The following is a 22,081-nucleotide window of genomic DNA, read 5'->3' as shown; positions in this document are numbered from 1 at the left end:
GAAGCGGACACCCGTGTGACGATTGCACCATCGATCGCATATCGCGCCTCGTCCCGTCGCTACGTAGAGGTCGCAGTCACTTCGGCTTGCGGCCCATGCCCGCGGCAAAGGCGATCCGCAGGGCTTCGGACAAATTGCGGACCTCGAGCTTGGCCATCAGGCTCGCGCGATGGACCTCGACCGTTCGCGATGAACAGCCCAGGTCATAGGCGATCGTCTTATTGGGCAGGCCGTTCGCCAGCCCTTCCAGCACTTCACGCTCCCGGGGCGTCAGTGCAGCGACCCGCACGCCGGCTTCAGAGGTTTCCAGAGTGCGAAGGTCGACATCGTCGAGACGCGCGAACGCGCGGCTGACGGCGCCGAGCAGGGCGGCTTTCTCGAAGGGCTTCTCGAGAAAGTCGACCGCGCCGCCTTTCATGGCCTGCACCGCAACCGACACGTCGCCATGGCCGGTCAGGACGATGACCGGCATATTGACCCCGCGTGCTGCCATGGCGGCCTGAATCTCGAGACCGTCCATCTCGGGCATGCGCACGTCGAGGATGACGCAGCCGACGGCCGCCGACTTCGCCTCCTTGAGAAACTCCACGCCCGAGGCATAGGTCACGACGTCGTAGCCCGCGGTCTTGAGCGCAAAGCTCGCCGCCTTGCGGATGCTCTCCTCGTCGTCGACCAGATGGATGACGCGTCTATCCCCCATGTTCCTCCTCCGCCCGCGCATGGATCAAGGTAAAATGAAAGCGCGCGCCGCCGCGGTCGGGGCGCTCCATCCAGATACGGCCCCCATGCGCTTCGATGATGGTCCGGCAGATCGAAAGGCCGAGGCCCATGCCGTCGGCCTTTGTCGACTTGAACGCCGTGAAGAGCTGCTCCCGGACCTCGTCGGCGATGCCGGGGCCGGTATCCTCCACGGTCACCTCGATCAGCCCGTCAGGGCGCAACCTGGTCGCTACCTTGAGGTCGCGAACAGGACACGCCGCCATCGCCTCGATGGCGTTGCGCATCAGGTTGACCAGCACCTGCTGGATCTGCACCCTGTCGACGAGAACCGGCGTCGCGGCGGGATCGACCGCGAAGAAGCTGCGGATGCCGCGCTCGCGTGCACCGACCAGCGCGAGCTCGCTCGCCTCGGCGACAACCTGCGGCAGATCGTGGAGGCTCTTGTCGACCTCGCCGCGGGCGACGAAATCGCGCAGGCGCCGGACGATATGGCCGGCCCGCAGCGTTTCCTGTGCCGCATCATCCATCACCGACCGTAGCGACACGAAGGGTTCGTCGTCCCGCTCGTCGAGCATGTCGCGGATCGTCTCGAGATAGAGCGCGACCGCGGCAAGCGGCTGGTTGAGCTCATGCGCGAGGGTCGAGGCCATCGTGCCCATCGCGCTCAGCCGGGAGACATGGACCAGCTCTGCCTGCAGTTCCTTGAGCCTGAGCTCATCCTGCTCCTTGGCGGTGAGATCCCGGATGAAGCCGGTGAACAACCGCTGCCCGTCTTCACCGGCCTCGCCAACCGACAGCTGCATCGGGAAGGTCGAGCCGTCGCGGCGCTGGCCGACCACGACGCGGCCGAGGCCGATGATCCGGCGCTCGCCGGTCTGGAGATAATGCGCGATATATTCGTCATGCCGGTCGCGATCGGGCTGGGGCATCAGGCAGGAGACGTTGCGGCCGACGAGCTCGGTTTCCGAATAGCCGAACAGGCGTTGGGCGGCCGCGCTGAACGACGTGATGTCGCCGGTCTCGTCGATGATGATCATCGCATCGGGGACGGTCGCCAGGATCGACTGGAGATGCTGCTCGCGGGTCTCGATTGACGCCCGGACCGCCGCCTCGTCGGTGACATCGCGACTGATGCAGGCAAAGCCTCGATGTGCGTCGCCTTCGAACAGGGCGCTGATCGTCAGGCGCGCGAGATACTCCGCTCCGTTCTCGCAGACCCGCCACGCTTCGCGCTCCAGCGTGCCTTCGTGAAGGGCGGCCGCCAGGTCTGCGCACGGGCGGCCGGCCGCAATCTCGTCGGGCGGGTAGAACAGGTCATGGGGCTGTCCCAGGACGCGATCGAGGGGCCAGCATTCGGCACGCTCGCCTTCTTCATTATAGCTCAGCACGATCCCGGCAGGATCGAGCAGCGTCAGGACATGGCCGCCAGCCTGTCGCAGGAACAACGGCGCAAGCCGCACCACCTCCCTGGCAATCTCGTCCGCCCCGCGCCTCGTGTCGACCATCGGCCGGCTCACATACCTGGCCGGGCGCACGTATCCGGGCGTAGCCCGACCGTGCCACTCAGCGCCGCGCGAGTATGGCCTTCATCTCGTCGATTTCCTGCCGCTGCGAGCGCTTGATCGCTTCGCAAAGCCGGATGACTTCCGGATCGCTGAGCTTTGCTTCCTGGCACATCAGGATCGCCCCGGAATGATGCGGGATCATCGAGCGCAGAAAGGCCGTGTCGCCGATCGTGGTCTGGGTGCGGATGAGTGCAAAGCTGCCGAAGAAGGCGACCAGCGACGCGGCGATCAGCGCGATGTTGGCGGCCTTCGACACGAACATGTGTCGCATGGCGAGGATCATCAGCACCACCATCGGTGCGACCATCATCAGCGTCATGTAGAGCATGTTGAGGTTGTTGTAGAAGCTGTCGAGCCCGTCGATCATGACGAACATCACCAGATACATGATGACGCCGCTGATGACGGTCTGAACGGCAAGGCTCCAATAGGCACCCATCTTCCGGGTGTTCATGTGGGACGAATGGTCCATGGCGTATCTCCTTCGCTCGGCGCCGGCCGACCTGGGTATGAGTGTAACGCCCCGCTCTCTTGTTCGCCCCCGCCATCAGCCGTCCTGATGCTAAAACCAGAAGCGAACGCCGGCGACGAAGCTGGTGGCATGGACGTCCTCGCCCGCAAGCCTCGACAGCCGCGCCGTGTCTCCGGCTTTGCGCAGATAGGAAACGCCGATGTAAGGTGCGAACTGGCGGCTGAATTCGTAGCGCAGGCGCGCGCCGAGCTCTATGTTGACCAGCCCCGAACCGATGTCGTTCTCCGGAATATCCTGCGCGGCGAAATTGACCTCGGCGCGCGGCTGCAAGATCAGGCGCTGGGTGATGCGCTGGTCGTAATAGCCCTCGACCCGGCCCAGAACATCGCCCTTGGTCGAGAGGAACAGCGCGCCTTCGACCTCGAACATGCCAGGAGCCAGGCCCTCGACGCCGATCGTCGCGTAGGTGCGGTCGGGCCCGCGGCCGAAGTCCTGGCGGATACCGCCCTGAAGATTGAAATAGGGGTCGATGGCCCGGCTGTAGAGCACCTGCACCTCGGCGCTGTCGATGCCGCGGCCGAACTCGCCTTCGCCCTCGCTCTTGAGCCAGAGGCGGTTGATGTCGCCGCCGTAAAAGCCTTCGCCATCCCAGCGATAGCCATCGCGGCCGCTATGCGCCTGATACTCGAACAGGTTGAGCAGCACCTGCCCGAAATTGTTGCCGCCGCTGTCCTTCATCATGATGTCGCGCGAGCGCGCCATCTCGCCGCCGGGAAAATCCCGATCGGCGAAGTGGTCGCCTGGGGGCGGCGGCGGGGGCGCATTGCCGGCCGGAAGTGCGGTGCCGGTCATTTGCATGCCGGGCATGGCGGGCGTTCCCGGCGTCGCTGTCTGGCCATGCTGCGCATGGTCCATCCCGGGCATGTCGGGCATCGCGCCGTCCTGATGCTGGGAGTGGTCCATGCCCGGCATCTCCGGCATTGCGGGAGACGTGGATTGCGGCTGACCGGCCGCATTTGCTTGCGCCGCGGGAGTGGTCTGGTGCTGCGAATGGTCCATTGCCGGCATGGTGTCCGGCGCTGGCTTCTGAGCGCGCGGCCTGGCAGTGGGCTTGGGGCGCGGCGCGGCGGCCTTGTCCTTCTTTTTCTCCTGCGCCGGCCGCGCCCCGCCCGGCGGCGCCATGCCGGGCATGTCGTGCATCGAATGATCCTGGGCAAAGGCGGGTGCGGCGGCGAGAAGGGCGATCGCGCTCACCAGCGGCGTGAGGATGCGGGTCATTGCGCGTCTCCCTTCGGACGCACGCTCACGACCCGCATCATCCCTGCATGCATGTGGTAGAGGAGATGGCAGTGGAAGGCCCAGTCCCCGACCGCGTCGGCGGTGAAGTCCCAGCTCACCTTGCCGCCGGGCTGGACGATGACGGTGTGCTTGCGCGGCGCATGGTCGCCATGCCCGGTCACCAGCTCGAAGAAATGGCCGTGGATGTGGATCGGATGCCCCATCATCGTGTCGTTGATGAGATTGACGCGCACCCGCTCGCCTTCGATGAACGGGATCGGCTCGTGATGGTCCGACATTTTCTCGCCGTCGAACGACCACATGAACCGCTCCATGTTGCCGGTGAGGTGGATGTCGATGCTGCGGCTCGGCGCGCGCACGTCTGGATTGCGCTCGAGCGCCATCAGATCCTTGTAGACGAGCACCTTGTGGCCGACGTCGGTGAGGCCCTGGCCGGGCTCGCCGGTGCGGTCGACGGGCATCGGCGAGATGGTCTGGACGCTCGGATCGCGCTTCACCTGCGGCGCGTTCGAGAAGTCGCGCATCTTCATCGAACCCATCGCGTGCCCGCCATGATCCATGCCCGCCATCTGGCCATCGGCGCCCATCGCGCCGTGGTCCATGCCGGCCATCGATCCATGATCCATCCCGCTCATCGCGGAATGATCCATCCCCGAATGGTCCATGCCCGCCATGGCGCTGTTGTCCATGGTCGCCATCGCTGCCGCCGCGCCGGTCGCGAGGCGCGCGGACGCGTTCTTCTCGGCCGTCGGATCGACGCCCCGCATAGCGCCGCCCGACATGTCCATGCCTTCCATGCCCGGCATCGAGGACATGTCCATGCCCATGTCCTTCATGTCGGCGAGCGGCCGTTTGCGTAAGGGAGGCACCTCGCCAGCCATGCCGGCGCGCGGCGCGAGCGTGGCACGCGCCATACCCGAGCGGTCGATGGCCTCGCCGACAAGAGTATAGGCCTTGTCCTCGCCTGGGCTGACAACGACGTCGTAGGTCTCGGCGACACCGATCTGGAACTCGTCGACGGTGACGGGCACCACATTCTGCCCGTCGGCCTGGACGATGCTGAGCGGCAGGCCGGGTACGCGGACGTTGAAGGTGGTCATCGCCGACGCATTGATGACGCGCAGCCGCACCCGCTCGCCCGGGGTGAAGAGCGCGGTCCAGTTGTCCATCGGACCATGGCCATTGACGAGATAGGTGTAGGTCGATCCGGTGACATCGGAGATGTCGGCGGGGTCCATCCGCATCTGGCCCCAGTCGAGCCGGTCCTTGAGTGGCTGGTCCTTGCCCGAGAGCAGCCCGGCCAGCGTCTGGCGCTGGAAGTTGAAATGGCCGGGGTTGACCTTGAGACGCCGGAAGATCGCCTGCGGCGAGAGTGCGCTGTGATCGGCGAGCACGATGACATGCTCGCGGTCATAGGCGACCGGATCGGCACCGGCGGGGTCGATGATGATCGGGCCGTAATGGCCTTCCTGCTCCTGCAGGCCCGAATGGCTGTGATACCAGTAGGTGCCGCTTTGCACGACGGGGAACTGGTAGAGGTAGTTCGATCCCGGCTTGATGCCCGGAAAAGACACGCCCGGCACGCCGTCCATATTGGCCGGCAGGATCAGCCCGTGCCAGTGGATCGAGCTGTCCTCCTCGAGTTGATTGACGACGTTGAGCCGCACGCGCTGGCCTTCGCGCAGCCGGATCAGCGGGGCGGGGACCGTGCCGTTGAGACCGATTGCGCGGAACTGGCGCCCGTCGATGCTCATCGACTGCCGGGCGATGGTCAGCGTGATGTCTTCGCCCGACACGGTCGGTAGCGTCGGTCGCATCCCCGGCGAGATGGTCTGCGCCCAGGCAGGCAGCCAGGCTGATAATGCGGCGCCACCACCGGCGAGGGCCGCGCCGCGAAGGAACTGGCGGCGGTCGAGGGCAGAAATCATTCGGTTTGTCTCAGCTTGCGGAAAGAGGGCGGACCTATTGGAAATACGCAGCCCACCCGCCTGCCCCTCAAACTTTCTTCAAACTTTCCGCGAGGCGCGCCCGGGCGCGGTAGAGGCGGGTCTCGACGGCCTTCTGGGAGATGCCGAGGATCTCGGCGGTTTCGGCTTCCGATTTCTCGTCGATCGTCCGCAGGATGAGCGTGTCCTTGAGCGAGGCGGGCAGGGCGGCGATCGCCGTCATCGCCTCGGCGAGTTGCTGTTCGGCATCCAGGGCGCGGTCGGCCGAGGGGGCGTCGTCGACGATATGTTCGGCTTCGCCCAGAGGAAGGGCGAAGGAAAAGAAATTGCGGACCGCACGGCGACGGCGCCAGTCGTGGCATTTGTTGATGACGATCCGCGACATCCAGACCGGGAAGGGCCGCGTCCCATCATAGCGGCTGAGCGCGGAAAAGGCGGCCACGAAGCTCGCCTGAGTGACGTCGAGCGCCTCGTCGGGGCTACCGACATGGCTGCGCACGAGACGGTGTACCCAGCCCTGATGCCGGCGGACCAGCTCGCCATAGGCCGCTTGCCGGCCCCCCAGCGCCAGAGCCGCAAGCTCCCCGTCCGAGCAGTCGGGGAGGTGGAGCGTCATTTTTTCTCGGCCGTCAGCGCTTTCACGACGGCGTCGTCGAACTTCACCGTCTGGTCGGGGCGGAGCACCGCACGCATCGCGAAGATATGCTCGAGCGTTTCCTTCTGCAGCGCGCCCATCGCCTGGTGTGACCGGTCGACGGCGGCGGAGACCTGAGGCCCATAGCCATGTTCCGACCTGATGGCCTGCGCGAGCCATGCATTGTCGGCGCGCAGTTCCGCTTCCAGGGCCTGTCGGCGGATGGCGTAGCGGGCTTCGATAGCCTCGAGCCGTGCATGTTGCGCGCTATCCAGCTTGAGATCGCGATGGAGCAGGTCGTGCAGCTCATTCTCGACAGGGGGCGCCGGCACGACATAGAGCCGGCCGATCACGACCCCCGCTACTGCCGCAACAAACGTCAGCAGCACGAGAAGGAGAAGGCCGCGGCGATCGCGCATCATTGCGCGCTCAGCAGCGTCGAAGGAGCGAGCGCGAGCCGCGCGTCGAAGGGCGATGCCGCAGCATCTGCCGAACGCACTGGCACCGCGGAACCGGCGATGCCGATGAAGAGCGCGACCGCGGCTGCGACACCGAAGGTCGTGGCGCTCAGGCGCGGCATGGCCTGGAGCCGGGCGATCTCGGCCATGACGCGGCTGTCCAGCCCGGCAAGCCGGGGATCGAGGGGGGCTTCCCGCAACCGGCTGAGCATGTCGTCGAGGTGGTCCATGATGTTTCTCCGTCTTCTCTTCTCAATACGCAGGGTGGTCTTCTAACCCTTGTCCGGGAACAAAAAGAAAATTGCGAGGGGTGCAGGTCGCGGCTGCGTATTCTCTCATGTCACTGACAGGAGAATGTCCAAATGCGCTTCTTTTCGCCGCTCGCAGCCATCGCCGCCGTCGGCCTGAGTGTTTCTGCTCCGGCCTACGCCCATCCCAAGCTCGTGTCCTCGACGCCCGCCGCCAACGCCAGCGTCCCGGCGCCGTCGCGTATAACGCTCACCTTCAGTGAAGGTCTGATGCCGAAGCTGTCGGGCGCCGAGATCGTGATGACCGGCATGCCCGGCATGCCCAACCACCGCATGGCGGTAACCGGCTTCAAGACGTCCGTCGAAGGCGACAAGACGCTCGTGCTGACGCTCGCCAAGCCGCTCATGGCGGGCAGCTATCAGGTCGCCTGGCACGTCGTCTCGACCGACACGCACCGCATCCAGGGCAATCTCGCCTTTACCGTCAAGTGACGCCATGAACGACGTGGCACTCGTCGCCGTCCGCTGGGCGCTCTACGTCGATCTCGGCCTGCTGTTCGGCCTGCCGCTGTTCGCGCTCTATGCGCCCGGCGGCGGCCGGATGGTGCAGCGGCATCTGCCGATGGCGGCAATGGTGGCCGGTCTCGCCTGTCTCGCCCTCCTGCTGTCGGCGCTGGGGTTCGCGTTGCAGGCTGCGGCGATGACCGGGCTGCCACTCGCCCAGCCTGATCTTTCCATGGTCGCAGAGCTGTTCAACGGCACTTCCATGGGAACGGCGCTGAAGGCGCGCCTCGTCGCGCTCCTCGTTCTTCTGCTCTGCATCCCCTTCTATCGCCGGCAATCCCGTCCTGCCTTCATCGCCTCCACTCTGGCGGGCGCGGTCGCGCTCGCGACCCTCGCCTGGAGCGGGCATGGCGCGGCCGGCGAAGGCGAGGCGGGCTGGCTGCAACTGCTGGCCGATCTCATCCATCTGCTCGCCGCCGGCGCCTGGTTCGGCGCGCTTGCCGCCTTCCTCGCGCTGGTTCTTCCCAGGCTCGCAACCGATGATGTCGCCGCTGAAGACATGGACCAGGTCACACTGGCCGAGGAAGCCCTGCGGGGTTTCTCCCTCGTCGGCACGATCATCGTCGCCCTGCTGATCCTGACCGGGACGGTGAACGGCTGGTTTCTGGTCGGCCCGGGCAACATCGCCTCGCTCGGTCAGTCGAGCTACGGCCTGCTGCTCATCGCCAAGCTGGTGCTGTTTGGGGGCATGCTGGGCCTTGCCGCGCTCAACCGCTACCGCCTGACCCCGGCACTGGCACAGGCGATCGAGGAAGAGGACGCGCCACGGGCGCAGGCGCTGTTGCGCGCGAGCCTCTTCGTCGAAGGCGGGCTTGCGATCGTCATTCTCGGGCTCGTCGCCTGGCTGGGGACACTATCGCCGCCCATGTCGATGTAGCTTATCGTTTCGGACGCCTCGCGTTGGGAGAAGCCAATGCAATCCTACACCCCGCCGCTCGGGACCGGATCGACGAAAGACTATGATCGCGCGATCCGCCTGTGGACGCGGGAGAAGCGGTGGCGTGCCGCCATGCTCGCCGCCCTGGCGCCCAAAGCCGGTGAGACGGTCGTCGACGTCGGCTGTGGCACCGGCAGCTTCGCGCTGATGCTCAAGCAAGCCGAGCCCAGGACGCAGGTGATCGGTCTCGATCCCGATGCCGAGGCGCTCGACATCGCGCGGCACAAGGCCGCTGCGCGGCAGGCCGATATCGACTGGCGTCAGGGATTTGCCAGGGACGTGGCCCCGGGCACCGCCGACGCTGTCGTATCGAGTCTCGTGCTGCATCAGATGCCGGTCAGGGAGAAGGCGGCAACCCTGCGCGCCATGTTCGCCATGCTGCGCCCGGGTGGCCGCCTGGTGATCGCAGATTATGGCCGCCAGCACGGTCTCATGCGGCTCGCCTTTCGCCTGACCGTGCAGCGACTCGATGGCATCGATGATACCCGACCCAACGCCGACGGCGTGCTCCCCGGCCTGATCGCGGCGGCCGGCTTCAGGCATGTGGCCGAGACGTTTCGGCTCTTGACCATCACCGGCGCGATCGAATTGCTTACCGCGCATCGACCGGCGCAGGCCCAGGGCCTTACGGTTGCGAACGACCTTGGCTGATCCCGGCCGAGCGACCGGGTACGCCGATTTGGCCGCTTAGGCGATTACGTATTGACCCTGACACGGTGTCAGACCCTAGATCGTCAGGCGTCGAAAGGAGCAAGGCGATGAACGAGACACATGGAGCGGCGCATGGCGGCGGTTGCTGCGGCGGCCACGGCGGCGCGAAAGCGGCGACCGGCATCAAGGACCCGGTCTGTGGCATGACCGTCGATCCGGCGACCACCGCGCACCATGCCGATCATGGCGGTGAACGCTATCATTTCTGCAGCGCGGGCTGCCGGGCAAAGTTCATCGCCGATCCCGAGCGCTATCTCGGCCCGCCGGCACCGCCGTTCGCAGCGCCCGTGGGCACGATCTGGACCTGCCCTATGCATCCCGAGATCCGGCAGGACCATCCCGGGTCCTGTCCGATCTGCGGCATGGCGCTCGAACCCGCGACCGTGACCGCCGACAGCGGTCCCAGCCACGAGCTGGTCGATTTCACGCGGCGTTTCTGGGTTGGCCTGGTGCTGGCCCTGCCGGTGCTGATCCTCGAGATGGGGGCGCACCTGTTTCCTGTGATCCATCGCCTCGTGCCGATGTCGACCTCGGTATGGATCCAGTTCGTGCTGGCGACGCCTGTCGTGCTCTGGGCGGGCTGGCCGTTCTTCGAGCGTGGCTGGGCCTCGCTCAAGACCCGCAACCTCAACATGTTCACCCTGATCGCGATGGGGACGGGGGTCGCCTGGATCTACAGCGTCGTCGCGACGCTCGCGCCTCAGCTGTTCCCGCCTGCCTTCCGCGGCGAGGACGGCATGGTTGCCGTCTATTTCGAGGCCGCCGCGGTGATCACCGTTCTCGTGCTGCTCGGCCAGGTGCTCGAACTGCGCGCGCGTGAGCGGACCTCGGGCGCGATCAAGGCGCTGCTCAACCTCGCGCCCAAGACCGCGCGCCGGATCGCCGCCGACGGGAGCGAAGAGGAGATCAGTCTCGATCTGGTCGCGGTCGGCGACCGCCTGCGCGTGCGGCCGGGCGAGAAGGTGCCGGTCGACGGCGTAGTCGAGGACGGCCGCTCCTCGCTCGACGAGTCGATGGTCACCGGTGAATCCATGCCCGTCACCAAGGCCAAGGCCGACACGGTGATCGGCGGCACGCTCAACCAGACCGGTGCGCTGGTGATCGTCGCCGACAAGGTCGGACGCGACACCATGCTTGCGCGGATTGTCCAGATGGTCGCCGAGGCGCAGCGCTCGCGCGCGCCGATCCAGCGCATGGCCGATCAGGTGTCGGGCTGGTTCGTGCCCGTGGTCATCGCGGTTGCGGTGGTCGCGTTTATCGCCTGGGGTATCTGGGGCCCCGAGCCGCGCTTCGCCTATGGGCTGGTGGCGGCGGTCGCCGTGCTGATCATCGCCTGTCCCTGTGCACTGGGTCTCGCCACGCCGATGTCGATCATGGTGGGCGTCGGCCGCGGCGCCGGACTCGGCGTCCTTATCAAGAATGCCGAAGCGCTCGAGCATATGGAGAAGGTCGACACGCTCGTCGTCGACAAGACAGGCACGCTGACCGAAGGCCGCCCTGCCGTCACCCAGGTCGTGCCGGCGCCCGGCTTCGACGAAGCCGAGTTGCTGCGGCTTGCCGCCTCGGTCGAACGGGCTTCCGAACATCCGCTCGCGCTGGCGATCGTCGAGGCTGCGAAGGATCGCGCCATCGCCACGAGCGACGTCACCGACTTCGACTCGCCGACCGGGCGCGGCGCGCTCGGTACGGTCGAAGGGCGGCGCATCGTCCTCGGCAATGCGCGGTTCCTCGCCGACGAGGGCGTCGCCACCGAGGCGCTCGCCGGCCAGGCCGACGCACTGCGACGCGATGGCGCCACCGCAATCTTCATCGGAATCGACGGCACCGTCGGCGGTGCCTTCGCCATCGCCGATCCGGTGAAGGCCACGACGCCAGAAGCGCTCGCCGCGCTCAAGGCGGAGGGTATTCGCGTGGTCATGCTGACCGGCGACAACCGCACGACAGCGGAAGCGGTCGCCCGGCGCCTGGGCATCGACGAGGTCGAAGCCGAGGTGCTGCCCGATCAGAAAAGCGCCGTGGTCGCCAAGTTCAAGCGCGAGGGGCGGGTGGTCGCCATGGCCGGCGACGGTGTCAACGACGCCCCCGCGCTGGCCGCCGCCGATGTCGGCATCGCCATGGGCTCGGGCACCGACGTCGCCATCGAGAGCGCGGGCGTGACCCTGCTCAAGGGCGACCTCACCGGCATCGTCCGGGCGCGTAAGCTCAGCCAGGCGACCATGTCGAACATCCGCCAGAACCTCGTCTTCGCCTTCATCTACAATGTCGCGGGCGTGCCGGTGGCGGCGGGCGCGCTCTATCCGCTGTTCGGCATCCTGCTCTCGCCGATCATCGCGGCCGCCGCCATGGCGCTCTCCTCGGTCAGCGTGGTCACCAACGCGCTGCGACTCAACCGGAAGGCGCTGTGAACATCGGCGAGACGTCTCGGCGGAGCGGCGTCTCGGAGCGGATGATCCGCCATTATGAGAAGATAGGCCTCATCCCGGCGCCGCCGCGCCGGGGTGCGGGCTATCGCGACTATGACGAGCGCGATCTTCATCGCCTGCGGTTCATCGCCAATGCGCGCGATCTGGGGTTTCCGATCGAGGAGATCCGCACTTTGCTCGGCCTTTGGGCGGATACGGGTCGCGCGAGTGGCGAGGTGAAGCGGCTTGCGCTGGCCCGTGCCGAGGAATTCGAGCGCAAGGCGGCAGCGCTGACGGCGCTGCGCGACACGCTGGTCGATCTCGCCGAACGCTGCCACGGCGACGCGCGGCCGGATTGTCCGATCATTGCCGAACTCGCCACGGGCCGATCCGCATAACGTCCGATGTCGCAGGATGGTGAAGCCTAATGGCGATCGTCCTCAGGCGATCCGTTCAGGTCCACAGCAAACGCGATCCGTAGCAAGTCGGGCAAACTTTGGGCTCCCAGTTTGACCATCAGGCTGGCTCGATCCAGCTCGACCGTGCGCGGCGTGGTACCGAGTTCATCTGCGATAAAGCTATTGGGATAGCCTCGCGCAATCCCTCTAAGAACGGCCCGTTCGCGCTGCGTCAGTCTCGCGGCTTTCGACAGCGCGTCGGCCTGTTCTGCGGCACGCCCGGTTATATTCTCCAGCGAGCTGAAGGCGCGGTCGATCGCGCCAAGCAATGCGGCCTTTTCGACCGGTTTGGCGAGAAAGTCGGCAGCGCCCGCCTGCATTGCCTGCACGGCGAGCGTGGGATCGCCATTGCCGGTGAGCATGACGACAGGCATATCAATCCCGCGTCGCGTCAGCTCCACCTGGACCTGAAGGCCGTCCATGTCCGGCATGTGCATGTCGAGGATCACGCAGCCTTTCTTAGCGTCACCCGCGGCCGACAGAAACTCCGGCCCCGAAGCGTAGGCCTCGACGGCGAAGCCGGCGGTACGCAACGTGAATCGCAGTGCCTTTCGGATTGTCTCTTCGTCATCGACGATGTGAACGACGCGCTTGTTCCCCATACTCCTCGGATCGATCTGGAGTGCCGCGCCGCAAAGGCACCGCTATTGGGGAGGCCTCTTACGGGCAGGACCATGGTCCAAGGTCAAGGCCGAAATATTGCCGCAGCAGTTCCAACGGCGCAGGTGCTCGACATCGCCCCGATACGGCGGCTCTTACCACTGGAGTTCGGGCACCTCCGTCTGGTCTCCTGGAAGGGGGGCGCCCCAAAACGCGGCGGCCGAAAACGTACACGCCCTCAACGGGGCTGAACGCGCTACCTGCAAAAAGGGGCGTGAGGCCCAAAAGTGCGTCTGTCGGGCTCGACTTCAGAGCCGCAAAGCTCGGGCACCTGCTGGGGACATAGGAGCCGTTCTAGGCCGAGAATCTGACGTCGCTGACCAATCCTCAGGTCCGGACAAAAATTGGAAACAGTACACATGCGAGAAAATTGTGAGCGGCCAGTCATTCGCTATCCCAAGGACGTACCGGACGCACCCTTTGACGTTTCCCGAGACCGTCGTGCCGGACGTGTGCGACAGTGAACATAGGCGCCGCACCCCATCGACCCCCCTTCTTTTAAACGGCAGTCTATCGCACCCAATGCGTAATCCGACGAGTTTCATTCTCTCGGAAGGTGCATAGCGATAGGTTTGCGCTTATGACGCGCTGCGGCCCTCCAGCGTGTGCGGCTGACCACTCCCGGCGGCAACCTGTTTGTCGCCGGGAGACCAATTGACCTATCGGCGCGGCTCCGGCGCATCGGGATACCGCGCGTCATAGGCGGCCGCATGAGATCCGACGCCAAAGCGCTGGATCGCTGCTTGTTCGGCCGCGATGGCGTGCGCCAGCGTGACGGGCTTGTCGAGTGCATCCGCCTGCGCATGCGCTAGCTCGGCTGCGTGCCATGCCTCAAGAATATCGCCATCCGAAAGAATCGGAACGCCATGCTCCTCCATCAGCACGTCAAGCTGGTGTAGCAACTCGGCGGCGCGATAGGGCTTGGCGATAAAGCCCGCACGGTCGGGTAATGCTTCCGGTTCAGGTCGGACGCGGCCTGAATTTACGAGAACGACCGTTTCGGGCCAGCGCTCCCGGATCGTGCTGGCGAGCGCCAGGCCATCCATGTCGCCGGGCATTTCAATATCGGTCATGACGATCCGAATGTCTTGGCGCTCTTCAAGAATTGTGAGCGCGTCTTGTGCGTCGCACGCCTCGAACACGCGGTATCCCGCATCCTGAGAATTTTGGTCGCGAAGACGCGCACGAGCGGTTCATCCTCGACAACCAGAGCAACACTATAGTCCAGCGCCGGACCTTGCGGTTTCTCCATCAGACTGGTTCCTCTACACCCCCCTTGGCGTCCTAAGTCTCCCCGCGCTGTGCCTCCGCGACGTCGCGGAGGATAGCGCTCCAACACGCGATAAGCAGCCCCTCATCGTCCGATCTCTCGTTGGTCGCGGCCGCGTAGATACCAAGGAGGCGGGCAACTTCATCGACCGGAGCGCCGCCCTGGCGCGCCATCAGCGTGGCGAACATCGCCAGCGCGCCGCCGATCGCGCGTACCAACGCAGGATCGGCGGCAAGCTGCGACGTGGATTCTGGCGTGTCGATGCTGTCGTCCGGCAGCGTGTCACCCGGCTTCATCGGGGAAACCCTTTCAGCGGCATCGATCGCCGCCTGCAAATGGTTCGCCGCGCGATGCTCTCTCGCCTCGTCGAGCATCGCGATAGCTTCGCGCATGTGGGCGATGGCACGCCGGCGAAGCGAAGCCAGATCTTTCATGTCCTGCCCTTGCGGAGGCAGGCCGTGGCCAACACCGGCCTGAGCGCTGGCGGATCGCCGGCCCTGGCGATCTCGACGGCATTCTTACCCGTCTGCCTGGCGCGATACGTTGCCTGACCGGCAAGGTGCATCAATTCGTCAGCGTTGCGCGGGGCATCGGAAGGGATCAGCACCGCCCCCATGCTGCACGTCACCGGATAAGGCGGGCCTGCCAGAACAGTCCTCAGGCGGGCGTGGATGTCCTGTGCGAAGCTCTGGCCTTCGGCGATAGGGCCAAAAATGCTCGGGCCTGTCGGAGGCCCTACCTGCAGGCCAGGCATGACGGCCAGGATCGCTGCAAACACTGCGACGGAATAGCCCTCGCGCGCGCCAAGGCCCCATGCGGATCCACAGATGATCGGCATATAGAGGCGCGCGAACCCGACGGTGGGCACGGCGTGGTCGAGCGCTGCGAGGGCCCCGGTGGCGGCGACGATCGCGAGCCAGATTTTCTCTCGCGAAAGAGCTTCAAGATACCCGGCCAATCGGCCGACAGGCAAATGGCTGTTCATGCGCGTTTTCCAAACTCGGCGAATCTTTCAACTTAGCAGCGGTCCGAAAAATGATACTTAAAACCCGTCGCCTTATAACCATCTTGCAGGCGATTCATGAAGGGTGAAACGCGCCGATCCTGGATGTTTACGTGCTACCGTTGCAGCGAATATCCGCCGATACCGGAAAGCCCTTGGTGTCAGCCAACAGGTCTTCGCCTATGATATCGAGATGGATCGCACCTATTTCGGCGGGATTGAGCGCGGCGAGCGCAATGTTTCGATCGACAATATCGAGCGCATCGCCACGGGATTGAAGATCAGCGCGCATCTTTTGCTGATGCAGCCCGAAATTCTGGCTGTGGAAGCCGATAGCTAGGCGAAATGTGGCCGGGCACGGCCTTTTACTGGCAACGCATGCGTAGCCATATTTCGAAGCTGTGCGGGCCTTGCGCGATGCGCCGGATCGCCGCCAGCATCCTGCGGCGGACAACCCACTGGAAACCTGCCCACGCTGCGCGCAATCTCGGCGTAGCTTTGGCCGCTGACTTTATTCAGCACGAATGTCTCGCGCGCTGCCGGCGTCAATGTGTCGAGAGTGGCCCTCATCACGGTTTCGGTGTCGTCGGCGCTGCCAAGCGCCCATTCGATCGTGATCGCAGCGACTGCTTCGGGGCGGCCCAGTTGACGGGCAGGGCGCGTTGTCGTGCGATATGGTCCGTGATCGTCATCGTCGCGCGTCTCGCCTTGCGGTTGGTTGGGGCACTGCCCGGTTGAGAAACCGACATTGAAATCCCGTTCACGGGCGCTGTCAGCCCGACTTGGTAGGGGCGCATCTCGTGCGCTAGGGGATGCGCCATCCATGCCTATCGACAGTCCTTCTTGAAACCGCGTGGCGCTTTACTTATTAAAGTTGCCGGGCGCCGTGTTCGGGTCCGGTGGACATGGAGGGCGCCGGCTCTTCCCGGCGCATCTCATGCCCAGATCGCTTCCCTAGGAGGATTTGGAAATGAGAAGCACGTTTGACTTTGCGCCGTATCGGCGTTCCACCGTTGGCTTCGACCGCTTGTTCAACATGCTCGAAGCGGGTCAGCGCGAGGATGATGGCTTTCCACCGTTCGACATCGTGAGGGACGGCGAGGACAGCTATCGCATAACGCTGGCCGTCGCCGGCTTCCGACCGAACGAAATCGAGGTCGTTGCCCAGCAGAATCAGCTCACCGTCACCGGCCAACGCGCCGAGGATGGGGACGAGGCCGACTATCTGCATCGCGGCATCGCGACCCGTTCGTTCGAGCGGCGATTCCAGCTTGCCGACTTCATCGAGGCCGGCGAGGCGACATTCGAGTATGGCTTGCTGAGCATCCAGCTCAAGCGGGTCGTTCCCGAAGCGATGAAACCGCGCAAGATCGAGATCAGCGGCGGTGCGAACGCCGCTAATGACCGCATCGAGGCACCCAAGGACGCCCAGGCGGCCTGATCGCGATCATAATCGGCTCGCCGGCGCCGTCCCCGTGGGGGCGGTGGCCGGCGGGTCATGCTCCAACTCTAGCCAGACAAGGAGATAACCGTCATGGCGCTCCGTGATTTGATCCCCTGGAGCCGGCAGGAGAACCGGCTTCCCGCGGGCGGGACCGGCGCGGCCAGTGGCGGCGTCCGCTTCGAGCCGCGCTGTCTCCCCTTTGTCGAACCGTTGACGGGATGGAGCGGCGGGCGCGATCCTCTTGCCCATGTCGAGCTGCGATTTCACGATCGTGATGCGGCCGAGCGCTATTGCCGTTCGACAGGACTGGTATTCCGGCTCGGCGCGTAGCCGGGCCTTCTAGGAGGTTGACGGGTTTGAGAAGTGTCGACGACGATCTGGACTATTACATGAGGCGCGCGGCTCAGGAGTGGGCGGCGGCCGAGACTGCGGCGATGCCAGAGGCGATCATCGTTCACGCGCAGCTCGCGCGCGCCTATGACGCACGCGCGCGGGCGCTCCGGGAGCATGCGGCGGGCGTGGCGTCATAGAACAGCCGCGCTAGAGCCTCTCCGGCTCGGCAGCCTCGATCACGGTGCTCAGCCGTTCGATCACGGCCGCGTTCGTAGCCGTTTTTGGAAGTTCGCGCTGCGCAAAGCGTTTCAGGCGTCGCACGTCGCGCGCGGGAAGCGCGAGGCGTAGCAATGTCTGGTCGAGCTTGTCCCGGTCCACTGACTGCGCCTGCTTGCCCGACTGCAGGAGATGATCGAGCAGGCGCTTGCGATCGGCGAAGCTCCAATCGAGCCGCGCCAGTTCATCCGGAGAGAGCGACAGCAGCGCGAGCGCAATCTCCATGATGTCGGCAAAGGGCAGCAAGACCGTGACGGTCCGGCTGCCCCGTTCACGCCAGCGCCGCAACGCGCTGCGGCTCATTGCCGGGTCTCTGAACCGGGCGATATATGCCGGTCGCCCGCGCCGCGCTCAGCGCGATCGAGCCAGCGCAGCGCTGCCATCACATCGTCGACCGGCACCGGGCTGCTGGCGCCTGGTGGGCGACGGAGGGCCGGTTGGCCCTCGACGGCCGAGCGATCGGACGCCCAGGAGGCGAGGATGGCGCGCTTCACTTCGGGCTCAAGCTGTGGGTGCCGAGCAACGATGAAGGGATCAAGGAACGAGCGTGTGTGCGACATGACATATCCTCCTTTCCTGCCGCGACTCTCTCCGAAAAGGGAGTTCCCAGAAGATTGGTTCGGACTTACTTAGGGTCAATGGATGAGGATGCGCCCAGCGCTTGCCGGGCGCTCGTTTTCTTCGTGCATTGAGCACTAAAGAACTAACGCGCAGTACACCGATTAAATTCCGTGGCGAACGGCCTCCGCAATCGCCGGCATCACGTCGATTTTATTCGAGGTATGTGCAACAGCGTTCGTGCTGACGATCCTCTCGACAAGCTCACCCAGAACGTGCGCCGCATCGCCGGCAAAAAGCGGATGCACGACCACGCAATGCGGTCGCGCGAACCCCATGCCGACCAGCTGGCGCGCCGCCTCGGCGAGGGTCCGGCCGGACGAGGCGATATCGTCGACCAGCACTGGCTGGCGATCGAGAAAAGCTGGGGCATTCGGAATCGAGATGGTGACGTCACGGTCGCCAGACCGGATTTTCTCGCACACGAGAAACGGAGCATCCGCATCGGCCGCCACCTGCGAGACCCACTGTTCGCTTTCCAGGTCCGGACCGATGATCAGCGGACGAGCGACATTGCGCTTGATCCACGAGGCCAGAAGCGGCGCGGCATGAACAATCTGGGTCGGGATGCGGTAGATTTCCGACAGCGCATGATAGCGATGGAGATGCGGATCGACCGTCACCAGCCAGTCGAGATGGCGGGACAGGATCGCGGCAAAGGTTCGCGACGTCACCGCCTCGCCGGGATGGAAGCGTATGTCCTGACGCATGTAAGCGAGATAGGGGGCGACGAGCCCGATCCGGCGTGCGCCCAGCTCGCGCGCCGTGTCGGCTGCGAACAGCAGCGGCAACAGCTTGGCGTCCGGATGATCGAGACTGGACAGCAGGATGACCTCGCGGTCGCTGACGTCGTTTACGACCCTGAGATAGGTTTCCCCGTCAGGAAACTGACGATGCTCGATCGTGCCGACTTCTGCATCGAGCGCGGCGAATAGCGGCTGTGCCAAGGCCTCGCTGCCTGGCAGCGCGAACAGCACGGGCCGGTTCATAGCGCTTCAATCCCGAAGATCGGCCCGTCGCTCACCGCATAGGCCGCCGCATAGTCGAGCTCGCCCGGACTCTCGGCATGGATGGTGCACAAGGGAGCCCCGGCATCCACCATCTGGTTCAGCCGACACTGCAGCGCGACGCCGGCGGCCTTGGCCATCGGCGCGCCGGCGAGCTTCGCGACCGTCGCAAGCTTGCGGTTGTCGATACTCACCAGGCGGCCGCGATGGGGAGCGATCATGTCCTGCTGAAACCGAGCGACCGGAGGAGCTCGCATGCCGCCCTGCGCTTCGCAGATACGTTGGAACTTGGCCCAGGCCCGGCCGCTTTCGAGGCACTCGAGCGCCCGCGCATAGCCTTTGCCGGCGGATGCCGCCTCGGTGAGCTCGAGGAGTCCTCCCGCCAGCTCGCAGGCCCGGTGTGCGAGATCTTCGACGCCCACCTGACCCTGGAGCACGCCAAGGATGTCCTGCGCCTCGAGCGCCGGGCCGATGCCCCGTCCGATCGGCTCCGCGCCGGGGCCGCGCATCACGCGCGTGCGAAGCCCGAAGGCTTGGGCGACCGAGCTCAGCGCGCGCTCGAGCGTGTCGGCGGCATCGGCGCCGCGTACCTTCGCCGTCGGCCCAACCGGGATGTCGATGACCAGATGGGTCGCACCGGCCGCGATTTTCTTGGACAGCACCGAGGCGACCATCTGCCCGACGGCATCGATATCGAGCACCCGTTCCACGCCGATGATCACATCGTCGGCCGGACTGAGATTAACGGCGCCGCCCCAGGCGATGCAGCCGCCTTCGCGCTCGACCACTTTGCGGATTGCGGAAACGTCGAGGTCGACAGGGGCCAGCACCTCCATCGTGTCCGCCGTGCCGGCCGGCGAGGTGATCGCCCGCGACGATGTCTTCGGCATGATGAGGCCCTCGGCGGCCATGATCGAGACGATGATCGGCGTGGTGCGATTGCCCGGCAATCCACCGACGCTATGCTTGTCGACGATGACCTCTCCGGGCCACTGCAATCGCTCGCCGACATCGACCATCGCCCTGGTCAGGCTGATCGTTTCGTCCGTATCGAGCGGGACCGCTGAGCAGGCCGTGACGAACGCCGAGAGATGGACATCGCTATAGCGTCGCTCGGCGATGTCGGTGATGATCGCTGAAAAAGCCCCATCGGAAAGCCGATTGCCATAGACGCGCCGACGCACGTCGCTGAGCGAGGCGAGAGGCTGGGCGTGCGCGATCTCGACCGGATCGCCGTCACTGACGCCGAGCCGCTGCCAAGCGGATTCGGACAGGCCGATCTCGCCTGGCGCTGGAGCCTCCGCGGAACTATGCAGCAGCGAGACGACGATTTCCCGCCCGCCGGCGCGCAGCGCAACTTGCGCGCGCGACGCGAGACCTTCCGAGCGGCAGACCGGACAGTCGTGGCGCATGACCGCGATCTGATCGCTTCCGGCAGCCGACAGGCCGATGCGGTGTGCCCGCAGCGTCGTCGCGACAGGCTCTGCTTCGGCGTCCTCGATAATCCCGGGCTTCATGCGAGCATGCCCCAGCTACCCAGCGCCGGTACGCTGCATGCCCAGCCCAGCTCCTCCGAGACGCGCTTTGCCAGAACCTGGGCGCCGGTCGGCTCGCCATGGGTGACATAGACATGGCGTGGGGCCTCGTGCAGAGACCCGAGCCAGCGCATCAGCTCGTCACTGTCGGCATGGGCCGAGAGCATCGTCAGGTTGGCGACCTCGGCTTCGACCGGGATATACTCACCGTGGATCTTGATCGTCCGGGCGCCTCCGATCATGGCGGCGCCGCGGGTGCCCGCCGCCTGGAAGCCCGAGAAGAGGATGAGGTTCTTCCCATCCGGCGCGAAGCGCTTGAGATGGTGGAGCACGCGGCCGCCCGTCGCCATTCCACTGGCCGAGATGATGACCTTAGGGGCGGGGTTGGCGGTGAGTTCTTTGGATTCTTCCACTTCGCGCACATAGTGCGCGACCCCGCACGCCGCTTCACACTCGGCGCGTGTCAGGCGATGCTCGTCCATGAAATCGCACATCAGCCCGCTCGCGTTGATCGCCAGCGGGCTGTCGAGGAAGATCGGGATGTCGCGCAGACGGCCTTCGGCGCGCAGCCGGGAAAAATGGTAGAGCAGGGACTGGACGCGGCCCACGGCGAAGGCGGGGATCACCACGGTCCCGCCACGCTTGACGCACCGTTCGACATGGTCCCCCAGGGTCTTGGTCGGATCGACCTGTTCGTGGCGGCGATCGCCATAGGTGGATTCCACGAGGACATAATCGGCACGGGCAGGTGGCTCGGGATCCTTCATGACTGCGTCGCCATAGCGCCCGACATCACCTGAGAAGAGGATCGTGCGGCCCTTCCAATCGATCTCGATCGAGGCGGCGCCGAGGATGTGGCCGGCGCGATGATAGCGCGCCCTGATGCCGTCCGCGATCGGGTGCCACGCCCCGAACTCGACCGTGCGGAACAGCTGCAGCGCAAGGCGGGCGTCAGCCTGCGTGTAGAGCGGCAGCGCGGGCTGGTGCCTGGAAAAGCCGTGGCGATTGGCGAACTCCGCATCCTTTTCCTGGAGGTGCCCGCTGTCGGGGAGCAGAAGCTCGCACAAAGCTTCGGTCGCCCGGGTGCTGAGGACGGTCCCGTCCCAGTCAAGGCGCGCCATGCGTGGCAGCGCGCCGGAATGATCAAGATGCGCGTGCGTCAGCAGCAACAGGCCGACATCGGCAACCTCGGGCGCGATCGGCGCCCAATTGAGGCGGCGCAAATCCCTCGGACCCTGGAACAGGCCGGAATCGACCACGACCTGCGTATCGCCGTCGTCCACCAGATAGCGCGACCCTGTCACCGTTTCCGATGCGCCGAGGAACGCGACGCCAAGGCCGTCGGCAGGTCGCGTGGCGAGGTCGATCCTTGCTTCCCGTTCGAGCAGGTTCACCCCGACATGGCCGCGGGAATGATGCTTTTTCCTTTTCTTGTGCATGAACTCTGGCCTGCCTCTCACGCTTATTGTCCTTAGCGCAGCATTGGTGGACGACCAGCGCACGCCTATACGCAAAAGCCGC

Annotated in this window: 27 protein-coding genes; 9 read left to right on the top strand and 18 right to left on the bottom strand. The window is 65.4% G+C overall.

From position 1 onward, the window contains the following. Nucleotides 1-76: 76 nt before the first annotated feature. From FFS08_RS17320 to FFS08_RS17285, 8 genes are all read right to left on the bottom strand, one after another. Nucleotides 77-700 carry a response regulator transcription factor gene (locus tag FFS08_RS17320; protein WP_015449255.1) on the bottom strand — a complete coding sequence of 208 codons (624 nt, stop codon included), beginning with the start codon at nucleotides 698-700 and terminating at the stop codon, nucleotides 77-79. Beyond that, the gene (locus FFS08_RS17315; RefSeq protein WP_030089528.1) at nucleotides 690-2,225 is read right to left on the bottom strand and encodes a PAS domain-containing sensor histidine kinase; all 1,536 of its coding nucleotides are present in this window, start codon (nucleotides 2,223-2,225) and stop codon (nucleotides 690-692) included. Before FFS08_RS17315 ends, FFS08_RS17320 begins: the two co-directional genes overlap by 11 nt. Nucleotides 2,226-2,283: 58 nt before the next feature. Beyond that, nucleotides 2,284-2,757, bottom strand: a complete 474-nt coding sequence (locus tag FFS08_RS17310) for a DUF305 domain-containing protein (RefSeq protein ID WP_015449253.1) — start codon at nucleotides 2,755-2,757, stop codon at nucleotides 2,284-2,286. Nucleotides 2,758-2,847: 90 nt separating this feature from the next. After that, nucleotides 2,848-4,035 carry a copper resistance protein B gene (locus FFS08_RS17305; protein ID WP_015449252.1) on the bottom strand — a complete coding sequence of 396 codons (1,188 nt, stop codon included), beginning with the start codon at nucleotides 4,033-4,035 and terminating at the stop codon, nucleotides 2,848-2,850. Beyond that, nucleotides 4,032-5,984: a copper resistance system multicopper oxidase gene (locus FFS08_RS17300; protein ID WP_015449251.1), complete on the bottom strand. Its 1,953-nt coding sequence runs from the start codon at nucleotides 5,982-5,984 to the stop codon at nucleotides 4,032-4,034. Before FFS08_RS17300 ends, FFS08_RS17305 begins: the two co-directional genes overlap by 4 nt. Before the next feature lie 67 nt (nucleotides 5,985-6,051). After that, entirely contained in the window at nucleotides 6,052-6,618 is a 567-nt protein-coding gene (locus FFS08_RS17295) for an RNA polymerase sigma factor (RefSeq protein WP_017501305.1), read from the bottom strand. Next, the gene (locus FFS08_RS17290) at nucleotides 6,615-7,055 is read right to left on the bottom strand and encodes a periplasmic heavy metal sensor (protein WP_026109207.1); all 441 of its coding nucleotides are present in this window, start codon (nucleotides 7,053-7,055) and stop codon (nucleotides 6,615-6,617) included. Before FFS08_RS17290 ends, FFS08_RS17295 begins: the two co-directional genes overlap by 4 nt. After that, on the bottom strand, nucleotides 7,055-7,324 hold the full coding sequence (locus tag FFS08_RS17285) for a hypothetical protein (RefSeq protein WP_037447996.1): 270 nt from the start codon (nucleotides 7,322-7,324) through the stop codon (nucleotides 7,055-7,057). The genes FFS08_RS17290 and FFS08_RS17285 overlap by 1 nt, the downstream gene beginning before the upstream one ends. Before the next feature lie 132 nt (nucleotides 7,325-7,456). Here FFS08_RS17285 and copC point away from each other — a divergent pair, with 132 nt between their 5' ends. The 5 genes from copC to cueR all read left to right on the top strand — a co-directional run bounded on the left by copC (nucleotide 7,457) and on the right by cueR (nucleotide 12,354). Further along, the gene (gene copC, locus FFS08_RS17280; RefSeq protein ID WP_007406420.1) at nucleotides 7,457-7,834 is read left to right on the top strand and encodes a copper homeostasis periplasmic binding protein CopC; all 378 of its coding nucleotides are present in this window, start codon (nucleotides 7,457-7,459) and stop codon (nucleotides 7,832-7,834) included. Nucleotides 7,835-7,838: 4 nt separating this feature from the next. Beyond that, entirely contained in the window at nucleotides 7,839-8,783 is a 945-nt protein-coding gene (gene copD / locus FFS08_RS17275) for a copper homeostasis membrane protein CopD (RefSeq protein ID WP_070936264.1), read from the top strand. 36 nt (nucleotides 8,784-8,819) lie between these two features. Continuing rightward, nucleotides 8,820-9,494 (top strand): class I SAM-dependent methyltransferase, encoded by a 675-nt coding sequence (locus tag FFS08_RS17270; RefSeq protein ID WP_020820524.1) that lies wholly within the window; start codon nucleotides 8,820-8,822, stop codon nucleotides 9,492-9,494. Between the two features lie 107 nt (nucleotides 9,495-9,601). Next, nucleotides 9,602-11,959 carry a heavy metal translocating P-type ATPase gene (locus tag FFS08_RS17265; protein ID WP_020820525.1) on the top strand — a complete coding sequence of 786 codons (2,358 nt, stop codon included), beginning with the start codon at nucleotides 9,602-9,604 and terminating at the stop codon, nucleotides 11,957-11,959. Further along, nucleotides 11,956-12,354, top strand: a complete 399-nt coding sequence (cueR, locus tag FFS08_RS17260; protein ID WP_020820526.1) for a Cu(I)-responsive transcriptional regulator — start codon at nucleotides 11,956-11,958, stop codon at nucleotides 12,352-12,354. Before FFS08_RS17265 ends, cueR begins: the two co-directional genes overlap by 4 nt. 26 nt (nucleotides 12,355-12,380) lie before the next feature. Here the strand turns inward: cueR and FFS08_RS17255 are convergent, their stop codons facing one another. The 4 genes from FFS08_RS17255 to FFS08_RS17240 form a co-directional block, all read right to left on the bottom strand. Further along, complete coding sequence (locus FFS08_RS17255) at nucleotides 12,381-13,016, bottom strand: response regulator transcription factor (RefSeq protein ID WP_021235673.1); 636 nt, start codon at nucleotides 13,014-13,016, stop codon at nucleotides 12,381-12,383. Nucleotides 13,017-13,733: 717 nt separating this feature from the next. After that, the gene (locus FFS08_RS17250) at nucleotides 13,734-14,216 is read right to left on the bottom strand and encodes a response regulator (protein WP_076605464.1); all 483 of its coding nucleotides are present in this window, start codon (nucleotides 14,214-14,216) and stop codon (nucleotides 13,734-13,736) included. Nucleotides 14,217-14,358: 142 nt separating this feature from the next. Continuing rightward, complete coding sequence (locus tag FFS08_RS17245) at nucleotides 14,359-14,778, bottom strand: hypothetical protein (RefSeq protein ID WP_137863632.1); 420 nt, start codon at nucleotides 14,776-14,778, stop codon at nucleotides 14,359-14,361. Then, a complete protein-coding gene (locus FFS08_RS17240) occupies nucleotides 14,775-15,329 on the bottom strand; it encodes a diguanylate cyclase domain-containing protein (RefSeq protein WP_037474040.1) in 555 nt (184 codons plus the stop codon). The genes FFS08_RS17245 and FFS08_RS17240 overlap by 4 nt, the downstream gene beginning before the upstream one ends. 103 nt (nucleotides 15,330-15,432) lie before the next feature. Here FFS08_RS17240 and FFS08_RS17235 point away from each other — a divergent pair, with 103 nt between their 5' ends. Then, nucleotides 15,433-15,687 carry a helix-turn-helix domain-containing protein gene (locus tag FFS08_RS17235; RefSeq protein WP_037474038.1) on the top strand — a complete coding sequence of 85 codons (255 nt, stop codon included), beginning with the start codon at nucleotides 15,433-15,435 and terminating at the stop codon, nucleotides 15,685-15,687. Here FFS08_RS17235 and FFS08_RS17230 read toward each other — a convergent pair. Then, entirely contained in the window at nucleotides 15,684-16,172 is a 489-nt protein-coding gene (locus FFS08_RS17230) for an RNA polymerase sigma factor (RefSeq protein ID WP_137863633.1), read from the bottom strand. The two genes, FFS08_RS17235 and FFS08_RS17230, sit on opposite strands and share 4 nt — an antisense overlap. Before the next feature lie 145 nt (nucleotides 16,173-16,317). Between FFS08_RS17230 and FFS08_RS17225 the strand changes: the two genes are divergently transcribed. From FFS08_RS17225 to FFS08_RS23595, 3 genes are all read left to right on the top strand, one after another. Beyond that, the gene (locus FFS08_RS17225; protein WP_137863636.1) at nucleotides 16,318-16,788 is read left to right on the top strand and encodes an Hsp20 family protein; all 471 of its coding nucleotides are present in this window, start codon (nucleotides 16,318-16,320) and stop codon (nucleotides 16,786-16,788) included. A 93-nt stretch (nucleotides 16,789-16,881) separates the two neighbouring features. After that, nucleotides 16,882-17,121, top strand: a complete 240-nt coding sequence (locus tag FFS08_RS17220) for an NADH dehydrogenase ubiquinone Fe-S protein 4 (RefSeq protein WP_052027569.1) — start codon at nucleotides 16,882-16,884, stop codon at nucleotides 17,119-17,121. Nucleotides 17,122-17,147: 26 nt separating this feature from the next. Then, complete coding sequence (locus tag FFS08_RS23595) at nucleotides 17,148-17,321, top strand: hypothetical protein (protein WP_171012666.1); 174 nt, start codon at nucleotides 17,148-17,150, stop codon at nucleotides 17,319-17,321. A gap of 10 nt (nucleotides 17,322-17,331) precedes the next feature. On the opposite strand, the gene FFS08_RS17215 is transcribed toward FFS08_RS23595, so the two are convergent. The 5 genes from FFS08_RS17215 to FFS08_RS17195 form a co-directional block, all read right to left on the bottom strand. Further along, nucleotides 17,332-17,703: a hypothetical protein gene (locus FFS08_RS17215; RefSeq protein ID WP_037474030.1), complete on the bottom strand. Its 372-nt coding sequence runs from the start codon at nucleotides 17,701-17,703 to the stop codon at nucleotides 17,332-17,334. Continuing rightward, nucleotides 17,700-17,960 (bottom strand): hypothetical protein, encoded by a 261-nt coding sequence (locus FFS08_RS17210; protein WP_052027568.1) that lies wholly within the window; start codon nucleotides 17,958-17,960, stop codon nucleotides 17,700-17,702. Before FFS08_RS17210 ends, FFS08_RS17215 begins: the two co-directional genes overlap by 4 nt. 162 nt (nucleotides 17,961-18,122) lie before the next feature. After that, nucleotides 18,123-19,007, bottom strand: coding sequence for a ribose-phosphate pyrophosphokinase (locus FFS08_RS17205; protein WP_037474028.1), 885 nt, complete (start codon nucleotides 19,005-19,007; stop codon nucleotides 18,123-18,125). Beyond that, nucleotides 19,004-20,542, bottom strand: a complete 1,539-nt coding sequence (locus FFS08_RS17200; protein ID WP_070936269.1) for a thymidine phosphorylase family protein — start codon at nucleotides 20,540-20,542, stop codon at nucleotides 19,004-19,006. Before FFS08_RS17200 ends, FFS08_RS17205 begins: the two co-directional genes overlap by 4 nt. Further along, complete coding sequence (locus FFS08_RS17195) at nucleotides 20,539-21,999, bottom strand: MBL fold metallo-hydrolase RNA specificity domain-containing protein (RefSeq protein WP_171012665.1); 1,461 nt, start codon at nucleotides 21,997-21,999, stop codon at nucleotides 20,539-20,541. The genes FFS08_RS17200 and FFS08_RS17195 overlap by 4 nt, the downstream gene beginning before the upstream one ends. Nucleotides 22,000-22,081: the final 82 nt, after the last annotated feature.

The sequence above is a fragment of the Sphingomonas sp. 1F27F7B genome, assembly GCF_005503355.1.
GTDB lineage: Bacteria > Pseudomonadota > Alphaproteobacteria > Sphingomonadales > Sphingomonadaceae > Sphingomonas.
This window is presented reverse-complemented; position numbering and strand designations above follow the sequence as displayed.